The following is a 16,798-nucleotide window of genomic DNA, read 5'->3' as shown; positions in this document are numbered from 1 at the left end:
GCCCCCCGCGGGCGCTGACGTATCCGAGCGGGAGGTCAGGGTGCACGTCGTCGACCGGGCATCGACTCAGGACGCGGCGATGAGCAGGTCGGAGGCCTTCTCGCCAACCATGATCGTCGGTGCGTTGGTGTTGCCGGACGGGACGGACGGCATGACCGAGGCGTCCGCCACCCGGAGCCCCTCGACGCCGCGGACGCGCAGCTCGGGGTCGACCACGGCGAGGGAGTCCTGGCCCATCCGGCAGGTGCCGACCTGATGGTGGTACGTGCCGACCGCCCGCCGCACGAACTCCCGCAGATCGTCCCGCGTACGTGCCTCCGGCCCCGGGGCCAGCTCCGCCTTGCGCCAGGCGTCGAACGCGCGCTGACCGCCGATCTCCCGGCACAGCTCCACCGCGTCGACCATCGCTTCGAGGTCGTACCGCTCGGCGAGGACGTTCGGATCGACCAGCGGGGCGGTTTCCGGATCGGGCGAAGCCAGCCGCAGCGTGCCGCGGGACAGCGGCCGGACGATGCCCGGGGCGAGGGTGTACCCGTGTTCCGGTACGGGGTACGACTCGGCCGGGTAGACCAGGTGCAGGAACACCGGCTGCAGGTCGGGGCCCGGGCGGCGCGGGTCGGTGGCGGTGAACAGCTGGCTCTCCAGCAGGTTCGCCTGTCCCGGCGGCAGCGGGCGGGACGCCTCGTACACATTGCTGACGAGGAGATGGTCGTGCAGGTTCTCGCCGACGCCCGGCAGGTCGACGGCGACGTCGATGCCGACCTCGCGCAGGTGCGCTGCGGGGCCGATGCCGGACAGCAGCAGGGTCTGCGCCGAACCGATGACTCCGCCGCTGAGTACGACCTCGGCGGTGGCGTACGCCCGGTGCAGGTCTCCCCCGGCGGCGTACTCGACACCGATCGCACGGCCGCCCTCCAACAACACGCGGTGCACGTGGGCGCCGGTGGTGACGGTCAGCCGGGGATTGTCCCGCACCGGTACGGCGAAGCTCTGCCAGGCGCTCATGCGGCGGCCGTCGCGGATGGTCGCGTGGTTGAACCCGACGCCGGCCATCGTGTCGCCGTTGAAGTCGTCCGTCCGCTCGTGCCCGAGGGCGACGGCGGCCTCGACGAACGCTGCCGCGGTGGGGTGCGGTTCGGCGATCCTGCTGACGGGCAGCGGGCCGCCCTTGCCGTGCCAGGCGCTCTCGCCGTCGACGTGGTCCTCGGACCGCTTGAACAGGGGCAGCACGCTGTCCCAGTCCCAGCCGGGGCAGCCCTCGTAGGCCCAGGCGTCGTAGTCACTGCGGTGTCCGCGGATGTAGATCATGCCGTTGAGCGAACTCGACCCGCCGAGCACCTTGCCGCGGGGCCAGTACAGCGGCCGGTTGTTCGCGTGCTTCTGGGGCACGGTCATCACCGCCCAGTCCAGCGGCGACTGGAGCAACTGCGGCCAGCCCTGCGGACTGTGCACCCGCTCGTCACTGTCGACCGGCCCGGCCTCCAGTACGTGAACCGAGTGGCCGGCGTCCAGCAGCCGCCGGACGATCACACTGCCGGCCGACCCGGCCCCCACCACCACGAAGTCGTGCTCAGTACGTGGCTCCACCATGACGGTCTCCTCCCGCAACATCACACACACTGCGGGAAAACCGTACGAGCCCAGGAACCACACGGCTAGCCGCCAAGCGCACGGGCAGTCCCCAACGCACGCCCTCACCCGGTCAATTCCGTCTGCCCCACCACCGAGGTACCGGTGAAAGCGGTGTGCCGGATATACCACTCGGTACCCAACAGCCTCTCCTGCTCGCCCGGTTGAAGACCGGCGATCACGCCCGGCGCGGCTCCCCGCTCCACCTCGGAACGGTGCGCCAGCACAGCGGCGACCTTCCGTTCCAGCCAGGGGCCGACATCCACGGTCGCGGTGATCTGTTCGTCCGGGACGCTGTACATCACCTCGCCGCCACCGATCGCGTCTCGCAGCGCGGGCACGGCGGAGTGCGGGTGCGTGGCCAGGTACAGGGCACGCGGCTGCCAGGGGGCGCCGGCGTCCGGGTACAGCTGCTCAAGCCCGGCGGCCTGGGTGGCGAGCGCGGTCACCCGATGGGTGTGCACGTGATCCGGGTGGCCGGGCAGCCCGCCGTAGGCATCGTGCGTGACCACGATGTCCGGGCGGAATTCCCGGATGTGCACCACCAACCGCCGCACGGCCTCGTCCAGCGGCGCATCGCAGAAACGCACGCATCCCGGGGCCGACGGCGGGAATCGCGCATCGGCATAGCCGAGCATCCGCGGCTCACCCGCGCCGAGAATCCGCAGCGCCTCGGCCAGCTCCCCGGCCCGCCAGGTGTCCGCGGCCCAGGTAGCCGTGACCACACCGGTACGCGCCCCCGCGGCCGCATGCCGGGCCAGCACCCCGCCCGCCGACAACGACTCGTCATCCGGATGAGCAAAAACCCCCAACAGACTCGGCACGGGCTCGGGCTGGGCCATAAGCAGATCACCTTCCGATGCACGGGGAGCCCGATGGTACGCCCCGGAAGGGGGCAGCTACTGACCGCAGCCCGGACCGGCTCGGCGGCCGGTTCGGCTGCGGGCGCCTGGGCCGGAGAGGCCGCCCCGGCGGTGACGCGCTGGGGCGGCCCCGTGGTGGGTTACTCCCGGGTGATCTTGAAGGTGCTGGTGGTGTTCTTCACGTCCTGTACGTTGTCCGTCAGGCGCAGGTTGCGGAAGACGGCCTCGCCGACGGCCGGGCCCTGGCCCGGCTCCGGCATTTCGTTGGCCCAGATGCCGACGCCGGACTTGTCGTCGAACTCGTCACCGCTCTTGTGGGCCCCGGAGATCGAGACGTCGGTCAGGATGGTGTCCTTGACCGGGAACTGCGGCTGTCCTCCTACGTAGTTGGTCTGGAACATGATGCCGTGGTACGTCGGGTCGACGATGTCCACGTCGGTGACCCGGATGCCCTGGAAGACCTTCGAGGCGGAGAAGAGCCAGATGCCGGGGAACGTCTGCCGGCCCCAGAAGTGGCCGCCGGCCCGCTCGATCGTGATGTTCTCCAGGTTGGTGGGGTCGGTGCCGAAGCCGTTCATCGGGTAGCCGAAGTCCAGTGAGGAGATCGTGATGCCCGAGTAGACGAGGGTGTCGGCGATCCGGATGTTGCGGAAGGTGTTGTGGTAGCCGCCGTAGACGGCGATGCCCGCGGCGCGCCAGGTCAGCAGCGAGGTGAGGTTCTCGTAGACGTTGTTCTTCTCGTCCGCGCCACCGGCGTCGATGGCCGAGAAGAGCGCGAAGCTGTCGTCACCGGTGGCTCGCGCCTCGCTGTTCGACACGACGTTGTCGGTGCTGCCGTTGGTCATGTTGACGCCGTCCGCGAAGGTGTTGCGGATACGGGCGTTCTTGATGGTCATGTGGTCGGTGTTGGCGCCCCAGTAGAGGCAGACCATGTGCTCGGCCCAGATGTTGTCGATGGTGATGTCGGAGACGTTCGAGAAGTCGAAGACCTTGCCGGGGCCGTCGATCCGCGAGGTGTAGTTCCCGAAGTACGCGAAGCCGGAGAAGACGGAGCCCTTCGCGGTGGCGTCGGCGCGGAAGCCGATGTCGGTGTTGGCCTGCGAGGAGGGCGCACGGAAGCGGGTGAACCACGGGCCCGCGCCGACGACCTTCACCGCCTTGCCGTACACCTGGAACTTGCTGGACGTCTCGTAGTCGCCGGGCGGCAGGTAGACGCCGACCAGCTTGCCGGTGGTGTCCATGCGTACCTTGTCCAGGGCGTTCTGCACGTCCTGGTGGGTGAAGCCGGCCGGGGCCGTGTAAGCCGCCGGGTCGGGGTTGGGGGCCGCGGTGACCTGCTCCAGGTCGACGAAGTCGATGGCGTACCGGGAGGTGTTGGCGGCGTCCTTCTGGAGCCTGATCTTGGCGCCGGCCGGGACGGTCTCGCCCAGCAGGAGCTGCGCCTCGTCGTAGATGTGCCGCGGGCCGCCGGCGCCGGGGTCGTTGCCGGGGCCGGTCTCCGCGCCGTACAGCCAGGCGTACCTGGACGTCAGCGAGATGGCCTTGCGGAAGGCGCCGTTGACGTAGACGTTCAGCGTCGCGTCGGTGCCGCCGCCGCCCGGTGCGTCCGGGATGGAGAAGCGGGTGACGAGGCTGTTGGTGGCGGCCTTGGTGGTGAACTCGACGTACTCACCGGTGTTGTTCAGGGTCACCGCCTTGCGCCCGGACGCCTCACCCGCGAGGTCGCCGACCTTGCGGTTGGGGCCGACGGACTTGGCCCCGCCGCCGAGCACGCCGTCCTCGGCCTCGTACGTCTCGTACGGCATCGAGGCGCCGCGGCCGACGAACAGGGGTCTGGTGCTGGTGTTGTTCTCCCGCTTGGCCGGGATCTCGTTGGCGTCATCGGCCACCGTGACCTTGACGGTGTACTTGCCGTTCGCGGCCGTCCAGGTGCCGAGCTTGACGGGGGCGGTGGTGCTGCCTGCCGCGATCGTGCCGGTGTAGGCGCCGGTCAGCGTCTTGACGGTGGTGCCGGAGGCGTTGACCACGGACAGGGTGATGCCGTGGCTCCCATCGGCCGAGGGCTGGGTGCCCTGGTTCTTCAGGGCGACGGAGAAGGCGACGTTGTCGTCGGCGGACGGGGCGCCGGGCGACCAGGTCACCGCGGAGGCGGCCAGGTCGGAGCTGGCGACCGGCTTGACCGTGAGCGGGGAGGAGCTGGTGTAGCCGTTGTTTCCCTCGTTCTCCTCGATGACGGTGTTGGCCGGGTCGACGGAGGCGCTGAGGGGGTAGGTGCCCGCCGCGCGCGTACCGATGTTCTTGGTGACCGTCTTCGTCTCGCCCGCGGCCAGCGCGCCGACGGAGGCGGTTCCGGCCTTGTCCCCACCGAGCTGGAAGGCGACGTCGGTGGCGGTGGAGGCCTGCGTCCCGCGGTTGCGTACGGTGGCGCCGAGCGTGATCGCGTCCGACTCGACCGGGGACTGCGGTGACGTGGTCAGCTGGGTGACCTCCAGGTCCGGGTTGGGCGCGGGGACGCCCATGACCTGGAACTCCGCCACCTGGCCACCCGGGGCACCGGAGTTGGCGGTGAACTTCAGCTGCACATCGGCGATCCTCGCGGTCACCGGGATGGTGATGCTGTTGCCGCCACTGGCCGGGTTGAAGGTGTAGTCCTTCGCGGCGACCAGGCTGGTGAAGCCACTGGCCTTCTGCTCGCGGCCCAGCACCTCGATGCGCTGGGTGCGGGTGGACCAGATGCTGTCCGGGTTGAGCCTGACGACGACGGAGCTGACGTCGGCGTTGGCCCCGAGCTTCACTCCGAGGGTGGTCGGGTAGCTGCCCGGCGCGCCTTCCCAGTACGTACTCGTCCGGCCGTCGTTGGCGTTCTTCGCGACGTAGGTCTGGGTGTAGGAGGAGGCGGTGACCTCCTTGCCGACGGCGAGGTTGGTGGCCTCGGCGGCGCGAGTGCCGTTCTTCCGTGCTCCGCCCTTCCGCGCCTGGTCGTCCCGGCGTTCCGGCGCTGCCGGTGCCGTGGCGACTCCGGTGCGGCCCTTCTTGCGGGTCACGGCCCGGCTGTCGGGCGACTGGTTGCCGGCGGCGTCGCGGGCACGGACGGTGTACGTCACGGCGACGCCGGCCGTGTCCGTATCGGTGTACGTGGTCACCGTGCCCGGCAGGCTGGTGCGCAGCCGGCCGTCGGCGTACACGTCGTACGCGGTGACCTTCTTGTCGTCCGTCGCCCGTGGCCAGGCGAGCGCGGTGTGGCCGGGGCGCGAGGCGGCGGCCAGGGAGAGTCCACCGGGTGCGGACGGGGGCCGGTTGTCGCCGCCCGCCGGGCCGCGCACTTCGAGTTCCGCGAGCCTCCCGCCGCTGGGCAGCAGGACACGGACGTAGCGCGTCGCGGTGGTGCCGAGGGTGAACGTGACGGAGCGCTTGCCACTGCCGCCGAGTCGGTGTCGCTGTACTTGGGTCAGGTCGGTGAAGTCCTTGCCGTTGGTGCTGCCCTGCAGCGTGAAGGCCTGGGCCGGGGCCGGCCCGCCGCCGGGCAGCCGCAGGGTCACCTGGTCGATGCGCCGGGTGACGCCGAGGTCGGCCTGCACCCACTGCGGGCGCTTGCCCTTCGCGCTCTGCCAGTACGTCGACGGATCGCCGTCGAGGGCCTGCGCGGCGCCGTGGCCCCGCTGCGCGCTGCTCGCCTTGGCCTTCGCGCCTTCCGCGACGTTCGGTGCGGGGGCCGCGGTGGCCGCCGGCAACGGCAGGACGGTCACCAGCAGTCCGGTGGCGAGGAGGGCGACGGCGCGCCGTCTGCCCCGGTGTGGTCGTGGCAGCTGTGGTCGTGACATGGATCCCCGATCTTCTGCCTCGCACGCGCCCGGCGGCGAGGGAGCGGCTCTGGTGGGGGCTCCGGTACGGAGGTACGGAGCCGGGTCTTGCAGAAGCGTCAAGCGATCAAGTTGCTCAGATCTTGCGTTCAGCGGCTGGAGAATCCCAGAGAATTGTCGAGTGGTCTACGTCTCTGCCTGACTTTCTTTCCGTTGCACACACGGTTCGGCGCGGTACGGAACCAGCGTTCACACCAACTTCCCTGGCCAGGGCGGGATTGGTACGGACCGATGTCTCGACGCAACTCAGCTGCCCCTCGGGACGCGGACTTTCATCTCCTTGCGTACAGGCAGCAATCCGCTTGCATGGCTTGCGATAGCGTTGCGGTCATGACGCGACGACTTGCTCAGGTTGCCAAGAAGGTCGGGGTCAGCGAGGCCACTGTCAGCCGGGTCCTGAACGGCAAGCCCGGGGTCTCCGAAGCCACCCGCCAATCGGTGCTTTCCGCCCTCGACGTACTGGGTTACGAGCGGCCGACCCAGCTGCGCGGCGAGCGGGCCCGGCTGGTCGGGCTGGTCCTGCCGGAACTGCAGAACCCGATCTTCCCGGCGTTCGCCGAGGTGATCGGCGGGGCGCTGGCGCAGCAGGGCCTGACACCGGTGCTGTGCACGCAGACCAAGGGCGGCGTCTCCGAGGCGGACTACGTCGACCTGCTGCTGCAACAGCAGGTGTCCGGCGTGGTCTTCGCCGGCGGGCTCTACGCCCAGGCCAACGCGCCGCACGAGCACTACGAGCAGCTCGCCGAGCGCAGGATTCCGGTGGTGCTGGTCAACGCGGCCATCGACGACCTGGGCTTCCCGTGCGTCTCCTGCGACGACGCGGTCGCCGTGGAGCAGGCCTGGCGGCACCTCGACTCCCTGGGGCACGAGCGCATCGGGCTGGTGCTGGGCCCCGACGACCACATGCCCTCGCGCCGCAAGCTGGCGATGGCACGGGCGGCGGCCGCAGCAGCCGGGCGGGCCCTCCCCGACGAGTACGTGGCACGGGCGATGTTCTCCCTGGAGGGCGGCCAGGCCGCGGCCAACCGCCTGCTGGAGCGCGGCGTCACCGGCATCGTCTGCGCCAGCGACCCGCTCGCCCTCGGGGCGGTGCGCGCCGCCCGGCGCCGCAAGCTCGACGTACCGGCGGATGTGTCCGTGGTCGGTTACGACGACTCGGCGTTCATGAGCTGCACCGAGCCCCCGTTGACCACGGTGCGCCAGCCCATCGAGGCGATGGGCCGGGCCGCGGTGGACCTGCTGTGCGCGCAGATCCAGGGCGGTGCCGTGTCGCAGGAGGAGCTGCTGTTCGAGCCCGAGTTGGTCGTCCGCGGGTCCACGGGACAGGCCGCGCGGAAGCGCACCGCATAACCACAACGGCGGGCCCGCGCCGGTCACTTCGGAAGCGGACCCGGCGTCTGTCAATTTTTTACAGAGTCTGCTCGACATATTGCGGCCCACCGTCGGCGGTGATTGAGTGTGCGCGCCGCACAGCCCTCTGCTGTGCGCTTCCCGCACTCCTGCCGTAAGGGGTCCACCGATGAGACGTTCCGGGTTCCGTCGTGCCTGCACTGCCGCAACTGCCACCGCGCTCGCGCTCACCGGGGTCGCCGCCTGCGGCTCCGGCGGTGCCGAGGCCACGGACGGCCGGACGCGCATCACGGTGAACTGCTGGCCGCAGCCGAGCGCGAAGATCGACCACAAGCGCTTCGCCGAGGACGTGAAGACCTTCGAGAAGCAGCACCCGGACATCGATGTCGTCGCCCACGACGCGTTCCCGTGCCAGGACCCCAAGACCTTCGACGCCAAGCTGGCCGGCGGCCAGATGGAAGACGTCTTCTACACCTACTTCACCGACACCCGGCACGTCGTCGGCATCAACCAGGCCGCCGACCTCACGCCCTACCTCAAGGACCTCAAGGGCTACGAGGACATCCAGCAGGCGCTGCGCGACGCGTACACCGTGGACGGCAAGGTGTACGGCATCCCGCGCACCAACTACTCGATGGGCCTGCTCTACAACCGCACGCTGTTCAAGAAGGCCGGCCTGGACCCGGACAAGCCGCCGACCACCTGGGCGGAGGTCCGCACCGCCGCAAAGAGGATCGCCGGACTCGGCGGCGGCACGGTCGGCTACGCCGACTACAGCGCGCAGAACCAGGGCGGCTGGCACTTCACCGCCGAGATCTACTCCCAGGGCGGCAACGTCGTCTCCCCCGACGGCAAGAAATCCGCCGTCGACTCCCCCGAGGGCCGGGCGGTACTCCAGAACCTCCAGGACATGCGCTGGAAGGACCGCTCCATGGGGTCCAAGCAGCTGCTCATCATCAACGACACGCTGCAGATGATGGGTTCGGGCAAGCTCGGGATGTACCTCGCGGCGCCCGACAACGTACCGCGCATCGTCAAGGAAGCGGGCGGCGACTACAAGGACCTCGCCTTCGCGCCGATGCCGGGCGGCAAGGGCACACTCATCGGCGGCGACGGCTACATGTTCCACAAGAAGGCCACTCCGGCCCAGATCAAGGCCGGTCTGAAGTGGCTGGAGTGGACCTTCCTCACGCCCGGCAACGGCTTCGTCAACAACTACGAGCGACTGGCTAAGGACGGCTCCCCGGTGGGCCTGCCCGAACCGCGGCTGTTCACCGGCGCCACCGACGCCACGGACCAGAAGCTGAAGAAGAAGTCCGCCAACGTCCCGGTCGGGAACTACACGAGCTTCGTGGCCGGCAACCAGAAGCTCGACATGAAGCTGGAGCCGCCGAAGGCACAGCAGATCTACACCGTGCTGGACGGCGCCGTCTCCGCGGTCCTCACCAAGGAGGACGCCGACATCGACCAGCTGCTCAAGGACGCCCAGTCGAAGATCGACGGCATTCTGGCCCGAGGCTGACACCGCCATGTCGACCGCATCTCCCCGCACGGCCCGCCTGCCTGCCGCCCCGCCACCCGCACGGAGCACCGCGCCCACACCGCGGAAGGCGCCCGCCGGCCCCCGGCGCCCGCTCCGCCGCCGGCTCGCCGACCAGGCCACGGCGTACGCCTTCCTCCTCGGCGGCCTGCTCTGCTTCGCGCTGTTCTCCTGGTACCCGGCGCTCCGCTCGGTGGTCATCGCCTTCCAGAAGTACACCCCGGGCGCCGATCCGGAGTGGGTGGGCACCGCCAACTTCACCCGGGTGTTCCAGGACCCGGAGTTCGGCGCGGCCTGGCGCAACACCGCCACGTTCACCGTGCTCGCACTGCTCATCGGCTTCGCGGTGCCCTTCGTCATGGCACTGGTCATCAACGAACTCCGGCACGCCCGCGCCTTCTTCCGGGTCGTCGTCTATCTCCCGGTGATGATCCCGCCGGTGGTCAGCTCCCTGCTGTGGAAGTGGTTCTACGACCCCGGCGCCGGCCTGGCCAACGAAGCGCTGCGTTTTCTGCACCTGCCCACCTCGAACTGGTCCAACGGCGCCGACACCGCGCTCGTCTCCCTGGTGCTCGTCGCCACCTGGGCCAACCTCGGCGGCACGGTGCTCATCTACCTGGCCGCACTGCAGAACATCCCCGGTGAGCTGTACGAGGCGGCGGAGCTGGACGGCGCGAGCGTGTGGCAGCGGGTCCGCCACGTCACCGTCCCGCAGACCCGCTTCGTCATCCTCATGCTGATGCTGCTCCAGATCATCGCCACGATGCAGGTCTTCACGGAGCCCTTCGTCATCACCGGCGGCGGCCCGGAGAACTCCACCGTCACCATCCTCTACCTCATCTACAAGTACGCCTTCCTCTACAACGACTTCGGCGGCGCCTGCGCGCTCAGCGTCATGCTGCTGCTCCTCCTCGGCGCGTTCTCCGCCCTCTACCTGCGGTTCACCCGCACCGACGACCGATAAGGAGGGCGCCCCATGAGGCAGACCGACCAGCGTGCCGTGCGCACCCTCGTCTCCCCGCTCACCCTGGCCTCACCACGCGGCAGGACTTTGTACTGGACCGTGTTCGCCGGCGTGGTCCTGGCCTTCGCGCTGGCGTTCCTCTTCCCCGTGTACTGGATGGTCACCGGCGCCATGAAGTCGCCGGACGAACTGGTACGCACCCCGCCCACACTCGTCCCCGAGTCCTGGCACCTCTCGGGCTACACCGACGCCTGGGAGCTGATGTCGCTCCCCCGGCACCTCTGGAACACCGTCGTCCAGGCCTCGGGCGCCTGGCTGCTGCAGATCGTCCTGTGCACCGCGGCCGCGTTCGCGCTCTCCAAGCTCCGCCCCGCGTTCGGCAAGGTGGTGCTGGGCGGCATCCTCGCCACCTTGATGGTTCCGGTGCAGGCGCTGGTCGTACCGAAGTACCTCACCGTCGCCGACCTGCCGCTGCTGCACATCAGCCTGCTCAACGACCCCCTGGCGGTCTGGCTGCCCGCCGTCGCCAACGCCTTCAACCTCTACCTGCTCAAGCGCTTCTTCGACCAGATACCGCGCGACGTGCTGGAGGCCGCGGAGATCGACGGGGCGGGGAAGCTGCGTACGCTGTGGTCGATCCTGCTGCCCATGTCCCGCCCGGTGCTCGGCGTGGTGTCCATCTTCGCGCTGGTCGCGGTCTGGCAGGACTTCCTCTGGCCGCTGATGGTCTTCTCCGACACCGGCGAGCAGCCGATCAGCGTGGCGCTCGTCCAGCTCTCCCAGAACGTACCGCTGACCGTCCTCATCGGCGCGATGGTCATCGCCGCGCTGCCGATGATCGTGATGTTCCTGGTGTTCCAGCGGCACATCATCGCCGGCATCGGCGCCGGCAGCACCAAGGGCTGACGCCCGCACCCCGTTTCGCCCGGCGGGCGGTACGGAATCCGACCTCTCGCCGCCCCTCCCCCGCATCCTTGTGAATGCGCCCTGTCCGAAAGGAAACCCCCTTATGGAAGGCAGCCGGTCCTGCGACGACTGGTGGCGGTCCGCCGTCATCTACCAGGTGTACGTCCGCAGCTTCGCGGACGGTGACGGCGACGGCACCGGCGACCTGGCAGGCGTACGGGCCCGGCTGCCGTACCTCGCCGAACTGGGCGTCGACGCGCTGTGGTTCACACCGTGGTACGTCTCGCCGCTGGCCGACGGCGGGTACGACGTCGCCGACTACCGGGCCATCGACCCGGCCTTCGGCACCCTCGCCGAAGCCGAGAAGCTGATCGCGGAAGCGCGGGACCTGGGCATCCGCTCCATCGTCGACATCGTGCCCAACCACGTCTCCGACCAGCACCCGTGGTTCCGGGCCGCGCTGGCAGCGGGCCCCGGCAGCCCCGAACGCCGGCTCTTCCACTTCCGGCCCGGCCGCGGCGCGCACGGAGAGCTGCCGCCCAACAACTGGACCAGCGAGTTCGGCGGCGTGCCGTGGACCCGGCTGGACGACGGCGAGTGGTACCTCCACCTCTTCGCCACCCAGCAGCCCGACCTCAACTGGGCACACCCCGCCGTCCGCCAGGAGCACGAGGACGTCCTGCGCTTCTGGTTCGAGCGGGGCGTTGCGGGGGTGCGCATCGACTCGGCGGCGCTGCTCGCCAAGGACCCCGAGCTGCCCGACATCACACCGGACCGCACCCCGCACCCGTACGTGGACCGGGACGAGCTGCACGACATCTACCGCTCCTGGCGTGCGGTCGCCGACGCCTACGGCGGGATCTTCGTCGGCGAGGTCTGGCTGCCGGACTCCGAGCGCTTCGCCCGCTACCTGCGCCCCGGAGAACTGCACACCGCCTTCAACTTCACTTTTCTCACCGCGCCTTGGGACGCGACGAGCCTGCGTGCCGCCATCGACAACACCCTGGCGGAACACGCGCCCGTGGGCGCGCCCGCCACCTGGGTGCTGTGCAACCACGACGTGACCCGTACGGTCACCCGCTACGGCCGCGCCGACACCGGTTTCGCCTTCGCCGACAAAACCTTCGGCACCCCCACCGACCTGCGCCTGGGCACTCGCCGCGCCCGGGCCGCCGCGCTGCTCTCGCTCGCCCTGCCCGGCGCCGTCTACCTCTACCAGGGCGAGGAACTGGGCCTTCCCGAGGCGGACATCCCGCTCGACCGGATCCAGGACCCCATGCACGCACGCTCCGGCGGCACCGATCCGGGCCGGGACGGCTGCCGGGTGCCACTGCCGTGGGCGGCCGGCGAGCCGTACGCGGGGTTCGGCTCGGCGGGCGAGCCCTGGCTTCCCCAGCCGCCGGGCTGGTCCGCGTACGCCGCCGACGTCCAGGCCGCCGACCCCGGATCGATGCTCTCCCTCTACCGGGAAGCACTCCGCCTGCGCCGTACGGAGACGGGTTTCGGCGACGGCGCACTGCACTGGCTGCCGTCGGCGGAAGGCGTCCTCGCCTTCGCCCGCCCCACCGGCCTGACCTGCGTCGTCAACCTCTCCCCCGAACCGGCCGCCCTTCCCCGCCACCGTGAGGTGCTCCTCACCAGCGGCCCCTTGGACGCCGAGGGCCGGCTACCGCAGGACACCGCGGTGTGGCTGCGAGGCTGAGGAGGCTCCGGCCGGGCCGGCGGAGTGGACACCGATCTCGTCCAGCTCGCGGTCGCGCCGGTCGGGGGCGAAGGCGATCGCCACCATCGCGATGAGCGTGGTGACGATGGCGAACGCGATCACCATCCACAGGCTGCCGTCGGCCCACAGGACCATCGCGCTCGCCAGCGCCGGGGTGAAGCTGGCGAGCAGGACCGAGGCCATCTGGTACCCGATCGAGATGCCCGAGTACCGCACCGCGGTGGGGAACATCTCGCAGTACAGCGCGGGCAGCGGCGCGTAGACCATGGCGTGCCCGAGCGCCAGGAACAGCACCACACCGGCGACGATGGCCCACAGTTGGCCGGTGTGGACGAGCGCGAAGACCGGCCAGGTGGTGATCACGATCAGTGCCCCGCCGACGAGGAAGGTCCGCACCCGTCCGAAGCGGTCGGACAGCGCTCCGAAGACCGGAATCATCACGATGTTCACCGCCGCGCCGATCATCGACGCCGTCAGGCCGTAGCTCTTGGGCACGCCGAGTGTGGTGGTGACGTACGACAGGATGAAGGTGGTGAACAGGTAGTAGTTCCCGGCCTCGGCGAACCGGCCGAACACCGTGATCAGCAGCGGCTTGCGGTGGTCGCGGAACACGACAGCGGCGGGCGCCTTGCGGCGTTCCAGCTCGGCGTCCATCTTGGCCTTCTCGGCGAGGAAGGCCGGGCTCTCGGCGGCGCGCAGCCGGATGAAGAACCCGACGGTCGCGAGGATGGCGCTGAGCAGGAACGGCACTCGCCAGCCCCACTCGCCGAAGGCGTCGCCGGAGATCCACGACGCGAACGACACCGCCGCCGTCCCCAGCAGGAGCCCCGCCGAGACACCGATCTGCGGCCAGGAGCCGAAGTACCCGCGCCGGGCCCGCGGTGCGTTCTCCACGGCGACGATCGCCGCCCCGCCCCACTCGCCGCCGACCGCGAAGCCCTGGGCCAGCCGCAGTACGCACAGCAGCAACGGCGCCGCCACGCCGACCTGGTCATAGGTCGGCATGACGCCGATCGCCGTGGTGGCCACCGTCATGATGGAGAACGTGAGGATCAGCGTGGACTTGCGTCCGAGCCGGTCCCCGAGATGCCCGGCGACGAACGCACCGATCGGACGGGCCAGGAACCCCACGCCGAACGAGGCAAGAGACACGATCTGACCGATGCCGGGCGAGAGGTTCGGGAAGAACAACTGCCCGAACACCAGCGCGGCGGTGACACCGTAGACCGTGTACTCGTACCACTCGACGATCGCGCCGATGGTGCCGGACTGCAGTGAGCGACGGCGGACCTGCTCCGGCGTCAGATGGGCGGCGGTGGCCATGGGATCTCCGTTGATCGGGGGCGTGCGGCGGGGCGGAGGCGTCAGACGCCGGCGCCTTCGAAGTGGCCGGTCCAGGACAGCGGGGCACCGGCGTACTTGGCGGCCCGGACGTCACCGGAGCGGGCGTGGCCCTCGAACAGCTCGACGCGGGCCGCGCGACCGCACAGCACCCCGAGGTCGGCCGACGCCTGCTGGTCGCGCACCTCCTGGTAGGTGACGGTGCGGAGGTACATGCCCACCCACAGACCGCCGGTGTAACGCGCGGCGCCGCGCGTCGGCAGCACGTGGTTGGTGCCGATCACCTTGTCCCCGTAGGAGACGCAGGTGCCCTCGCCGAGGAACAGGGCTCCGTAGGCGTGCATCTTGTCGAGCGCTTCGCGCGGGTTCTCGGTGAGGACCTGCACGTGCTCGTAGGCGAAGCCGTCGGCGACGCGGTAGGCCTCGTCGAGGTCGTCGGCGAGGATGATCTGACCGTGGTCCCGCCAGGCCGGGCCGGCGATGTCACCGGTCGGCATGTCGGGCAGGATCTCGTTGATGTGCCGCCCGGTCTCGCTCGCGACGCGCTCGCTGGTGGTCACCAGCACGGCGGGCGAGTCGGGGCCGTGCTCGGCCTGCGAGAGCAGGTCGACGGCGACGACGAACGGATCGGCGGTGTCGTCGGCCACGACGAGGATCTCGGTGGGGCCCGCGAACAGGTCGATGCCGACCTCGCCGAACAGCTGGCGCTTGGCCTCCGCCACGTAGGCGTTGCCCGGGCCGGCCAGCATGTCGACGGGCGAGACCGTCTCGGTGCCCACGCTCATCGCGGCGATGGCCTGGACGCCACCCAGGATGTAGATCTCGTCCGCCCCGGCGAAGTGCATCGCGGCGACGGTGGCGGCGGGGATCTCGCCGCGGATCGGCGGGGTGCAGGCGACCACACGGGGCACACCGGCGGCCTTGGCGGTCACGATGGTCATGTGCGCGGAGGCGGTCAGGGGGTACCGGCCGCCGGGGATGTACGCGCCGACGGACTGGATCGGCACGTGCCGGTGGCCGAGGAACACGCCCGGGGAGGTCTCGACCTCGATCTCCGACATCGACTCGCGCTGTGCCTCGGCGAAGCGGCGGACGTTGGCCTGGACCGTCTTGATGTCCTCGATGACCTGGTCGTCGAGCGTGCCGATGATCTCGGCGAGCTGCTCCTCACCGAGCCGGAAGGACTCCGGCTCCCAGCGGTCGAAGCGCGCCGACAGCTCCCGGACGGCCTCGTCACCGCGCTTCCGGACGTCGGCGATCAGCTCTCGTACGGCCTGTCCGACGGTGTCGTCGCCCGACGGCGCGGTGGACGAGGTGGTGGCGGCCTTGATGGTGCGGGACACGCCCAGCTCCTTTGCTCGCGGTGTGGATACGTATCCAATGGATGCGTATCCACAGAATGCGAGACGGATGGCGGAGCGGTCAAGGGGTGTCCGGGAAGCGAACGAAAGCGAGCCCCTCGGGCGGGGCCGCGCACCGGGGGCTCAGGGCGCCCGGCGGGACGTACGTACGGCGGCGCGGCGCGCCTCAGGTCCTCACACCGGGGCGGTGGTGGAACGCCCGACGAACTCCACCGGCAGGACCTCGTGCCGGTGCGGTGCGTCCGGATTCGCCAGCCGGTCCAGCAGCAACTCCACGCCGACCTGCGCGATCCGCTCCAGCGGCTGACGCACCGTCGTCAGGTCGATGCGTTCCCACGACGACAGCGGCACGTCGTCACAGCCCACCACACTCAGCTCGCGCGGTACCGCAACGCCCGCCGCCGCGGCCGCGTTCAGCGCCGCGTACGCCATGACATCGTTGTGGCAGAACAGCGCGGTGGGCGGCTCGGCACCGGCCAGCAGCGCACGCACCGCGTCATAGGCGGTGTCGTAGTCGTAAGCGCCGTCCAGTTCGGTCAGGGCGACCTCCCCGCGGTCCCGCACGCTCTCCCGGAACCCGCGGCCGCGCTGCTCCGCCGTGCTCGCCCCGGCCAGGCCGCACACCATCCCGATACGGCGATGCCCCAGGTCCAGCAGGTGCTCGGCCGCCAGCCGGCCGGCGGTGACGTTGTCGGCCTCCACCTGGTCGGCTTCGAAGGCTTCGAGGGTGCGGTGACACAGCACAACCGGTATGCCATGGCCCCGGAGGCGGTGCGCCAGCGGGTCGTCCCGCACGGCCGAGGTGAACACCACACCGTCCACGCCCTCACGCCGCAGCAGCGCCAGGCCCTCGTCGGCGGTCATCACATCCGTCACCAGCGACAGCCGCAGCCCCCGCCCGTGCAGCACCCGCTCCATCGCCTTGACCATCACCGGATAGAACGGGTTCGTCAGGTCGCGGATGACCACGCCGATGAGCCCCGAGCGGGCCCCCACGAGACTGCGTGCGGCCTGACTGGGCTGGAAGTCGTACTTGGCCACGACGTCGAGCACCCGCTGCCGGGTCTCGGGAGCCACACTTCCGCCGTTGAGGACGCGGGACACGGTCGACTGCGCCACACCCGCCTCACGGGCGATCTGCACGCTCGTGACGGTCGGCCGCCGTGCCATGGGTCCCCTCACCTCCAGCTGGTATCGGAGCCACCCTACCGCCCCCCTCTGTGGCGGTACGGGGCTTCGCACGCGGCGGGCCCGGGCTTCG

General features: G+C 70.3%; 11 protein-coding genes. 5 read left to right on the top strand and 6 right to left on the bottom strand.

Annotated features, from left to right (window positions below):
- Nucleotides 1–66: 66 nt before the first annotated feature.
- From ACZ6WH_RS17290 to ACZ6WH_RS17280, 3 genes are all read right to left on the bottom strand, one after another.
- Complete coding sequence (locus ACZ6WH_RS17290) at nt 67–1,590, bottom strand: GMC family oxidoreductase (RefSeq protein ID WP_469729276.1); 1,524 nt, start codon at nt 1,588–1,590, stop codon at nt 67–69.
- 104 nt (nt 1,591–1,694) lie between these two features.
- Entirely contained in the window at nt 1,695–2,471 is a 777-nt protein-coding gene (locus ACZ6WH_RS17285; RefSeq protein ID WP_469729275.1) for a PIG-L deacetylase family protein, read from the bottom strand.
- A 161-nt stretch (nt 2,472–2,632) separates the two neighbouring features.
- Complete coding sequence (locus ACZ6WH_RS17280) at nt 2,633–6,313, bottom strand: discoidin domain-containing protein (protein ID WP_469729274.1); 3,681 nt, start codon at nt 6,311–6,313, stop codon at nt 2,633–2,635.
- A 369-nt stretch (nt 6,314–6,682) separates the two neighbouring features.
- On the opposite strand from ACZ6WH_RS17280, the gene ACZ6WH_RS17275 reads away from it, so the two are divergent.
- From ACZ6WH_RS17275 to ACZ6WH_RS17255, 5 genes are all read left to right on the top strand, one after another.
- Entirely contained in the window at nt 6,683–7,702 is a 1,020-nt protein-coding gene (locus ACZ6WH_RS17275; RefSeq protein ID WP_432862842.1) for a LacI family DNA-binding transcriptional regulator, read from the top strand.
- A gap of 169 nt (nt 7,703–7,871) precedes the next feature.
- Nucleotides 7,872–9,224, top strand: coding sequence for an extracellular solute-binding protein (locus ACZ6WH_RS17270; RefSeq protein ID WP_469729273.1), 1,353 nt, complete (start codon nt 7,872–7,874; stop codon nt 9,222–9,224).
- Nucleotides 9,225–9,231: 7 nt separating this feature from the next.
- The gene (locus ACZ6WH_RS17265; RefSeq protein WP_469729272.1) at nt 9,232–10,206 is read left to right on the top strand and encodes a carbohydrate ABC transporter permease; all 975 of its coding nucleotides are present in this window, start codon (nt 9,232–9,234) and stop codon (nt 10,204–10,206) included.
- Nucleotides 10,207–10,218: 12 nt separating this feature from the next.
- Nucleotides 10,219–11,112 carry a carbohydrate ABC transporter permease gene (locus ACZ6WH_RS17260; protein ID WP_469729271.1) on the top strand — a complete coding sequence of 298 codons (894 nt, stop codon included), beginning with the start codon at nt 10,219–10,221 and terminating at the stop codon, nt 11,110–11,112.
- Between the two features lie 103 nt (nt 11,113–11,215).
- Nucleotides 11,216–12,814, top strand: a complete 1,599-nt coding sequence (locus tag ACZ6WH_RS17255) for a glycoside hydrolase family 13 protein (RefSeq protein ID WP_469729270.1) — start codon at nt 11,216–11,218, stop codon at nt 12,812–12,814.
- Here ACZ6WH_RS17255 and ACZ6WH_RS17250 read toward each other — a convergent pair.
- The 3 genes from ACZ6WH_RS17250 to ACZ6WH_RS17240 all read right to left on the bottom strand — a co-directional run bounded on the left by ACZ6WH_RS17250 (nt 12,779) and on the right by ACZ6WH_RS17240 (nt 16,707).
- The gene (locus tag ACZ6WH_RS17250; protein WP_469729269.1) at nt 12,779–14,158 is read right to left on the bottom strand and encodes an MFS transporter; all 1,380 of its coding nucleotides are present in this window, start codon (nt 14,156–14,158) and stop codon (nt 12,779–12,781) included. The two genes, ACZ6WH_RS17255 and ACZ6WH_RS17250, sit on opposite strands and share 36 nt — an antisense overlap.
- 41 nt (nt 14,159–14,199) lie before the next feature.
- Nucleotides 14,200–15,519, bottom strand: coding sequence for a histidinol dehydrogenase (gene hisD / locus ACZ6WH_RS17245; protein ID WP_469729268.1), 1,320 nt, complete (start codon nt 15,517–15,519; stop codon nt 14,200–14,202).
- A 192-nt stretch (nt 15,520–15,711) separates the two neighbouring features.
- Nucleotides 15,712–16,707 (bottom strand): LacI family DNA-binding transcriptional regulator, encoded by a 996-nt coding sequence (locus ACZ6WH_RS17240; protein WP_469729267.1) that lies wholly within the window; start codon nt 16,705–16,707, stop codon nt 15,712–15,714.
- Nucleotides 16,708–16,798 lie beyond the last annotated feature (91 nt).

This window comes from Streptomyces sp. NPDC050806 (assembly GCF_055586425.1).
This window is presented reverse-complemented; position numbering and strand designations above follow the sequence as displayed.